Below are 1,971 nucleotides of genomic sequence, written 5' to 3' on the forward strand. Positions count from 1 at the left end.
GCGGGGGAGGGGGCGCGTTCGGCGTCCACCCGGAGCATCACCAGCAGCGCGGGGGTGTCCTCCACCGTGTCGCTGACCGGATCTGCTGTCAGTTCGCCGTAGCGCTCCACCTCGCCTGGGGTCTGCCAGCGCACCGCTACCTGGTAGCGCGAGCGGTGGCGCAGGCGCAGGGCCTGCGCGATGCGCTCCACCTGTGTGGCCTCCCGCGGGCTGAACAGATCGAGCACGTCACGGCCGCGCAGCCGCCCCGGCGTCGTACCGCACTCCGCGGCCATGGCCGGATTGGCCAGCAGCACCGCCCCGTACACGTCGCACACCGCGACCGGCATCGCGACCCGGTCGAACAGCAGCAGCGCGCGGTTGCGCCACGTCACGGCCTCCTGCCGAACCCGGTCCACGCATGCCTCCTGCCATGCCGGGCCGCTCCCGCGCAAGAGCGGCGCATCTGCTTGCACTACAAAATCATGTAGGGCAGCGGCATCGTCCGCCGGGCCGGGTGGATCACGCTGGAGCGCAGTACTTCCGTAGCGCGAAAGGCAGTTGCCGCGTCATGCCCCCCACCGGACAGACTCCACCGATCACAGACACCCTTCCCGGCGTCCCCGTCGCCGACATCTCCGCCACCGGACCCGGCGGTGCGCCCGTCCAGCAGGCCATGGACCTGATGCGCGAGCACGGGCCCGTGTTCGTGCGGCGGCTGTACGGGCGGGACACGCTGTTCGTGGGCGACCTGGACCTCGTGGCCGACCTCGCGGACGAGCAGCGCTTCGCCAAGCACATCGGGCCGGGTCTGGAGAACGTCCGGGAGTTCGCCGCCGACGGCCTGTTCACGGCGTACAACGACGAACCCAACTGGGCGAAGGCGCACGACATCCTGATGCCCGCCTTCGCGCTGGGCTCGATGCGCACCTACCACCCCGTGATGCTGAAGGTGGCCCGCCGGCTCATCGCGTCCTGGGACCGCGACGCCGGCGCCGGACGGCCGGTGAACGTCCCCGACGACATGACCCGCATGACGCTCGACACCATCGGACTCGCCGGGTTCGGCTACGACTTCGGCTCCTTCGAGCGGGCCGAGCCGCACCCCTTCGTCGAGTCGATGGTCCGCTGCCTGGAGTGGAGCATGACCCGCCTGGCGCGTGTCCCCGGCCAGGACCACTCGGCGCAGGACGCAGCCTTCCGCGACGACTCCGCCTACCTCGCCCGGGTCGTCGACGACGTCATCGCCGCGCGCACCGGCACCGACCAGAGCGACGCCGACGATCTGCTCGGCCTGATGCTCACCGCCGAGCACCCCGCCGACGGCACCACACTCGACACCGCCAACATCCGCAACCAGGTCATCACGTTCCTGATCGCCGGCCACGAGACCACCTCCGGCGCCATGTCCTTCGCGCTGTACTACCTCGCCAAGCACCCCACCGCCCTCCAGTTGGTGCAGCGCGAGGCCGACGCGCTGTGGGGCGACCAGGCGGACCCCGAGCCCACGTACGACGAGGTCGGCAGGCTCACCTACACCCGCCAGGTGCTCAACGAGGCCCTGCGGCTCTGGCCCACGGCCGCCGTCTTCTCACGGCAGGCCCGCGAGGACACCCTGCTCGGCGGACGCGTCCCGCTGCGCGCCGGACAGTCCGCCCTGGTCCTCACGCCGATGCTGCACCGGCAGCCCGCGTGGGGCGACAACCCCGAGCTGTTCGACCCCTCCCGCTTCACGCCCGAGGCGGAGGCCGGGCGGCCGGTGCACGCCTTCAAGCCGTTCGGCACCGGTGAGCGTGCCTGCATCGGGCGCCAGTTCGCGCTGCACGAGGCGACCATGCTGCTGGCCATGCTCGTCCACCGCTACCGGCTGCGCGACCACGCCGACTACCGGCTCACGGTCAAGGAGACCCTCACCCTCAAGCCCGAGGGCTTCACCCTCGCGCTCGCGCCGCGCACCTGCGCCGACCGCGTCCACACCCCGCTGCCCGGAGC

The 1,971-nt window shown here is 71.7% G+C and carries 2 protein-coding genes; one reads left to right on the forward strand and one right to left on the reverse strand.

All coding sequences use genetic code 11. The annotated features are described in order from the left end of the window. The coding region (locus C1J00_RS42635; protein WP_146046401.1) for a PAS domain S-box protein at positions 1–398 on the reverse strand (398 nt) is incomplete at its 3' end. A gap of 152 nt (positions 399–550) precedes the next feature. On the opposite strand from C1J00_RS42635, the gene C1J00_RS42640 reads away from it, so the two are divergent. Next, positions 551–1,971: cytochrome P450 (locus C1J00_RS42640; RefSeq protein ID WP_146046402.1), on the forward strand; the 1,421-nt coding region annotated here is incomplete at its 3' end.

The sequence above is a fragment of the Streptomyces cahuitamycinicus genome, assembly GCF_002891435.1.
In the GTDB taxonomy this organism is placed as follows: Bacteria; Actinomycetota; Actinomycetes; order Streptomycetales; family Streptomycetaceae; genus Streptomyces; species Streptomyces cahuitamycinicus.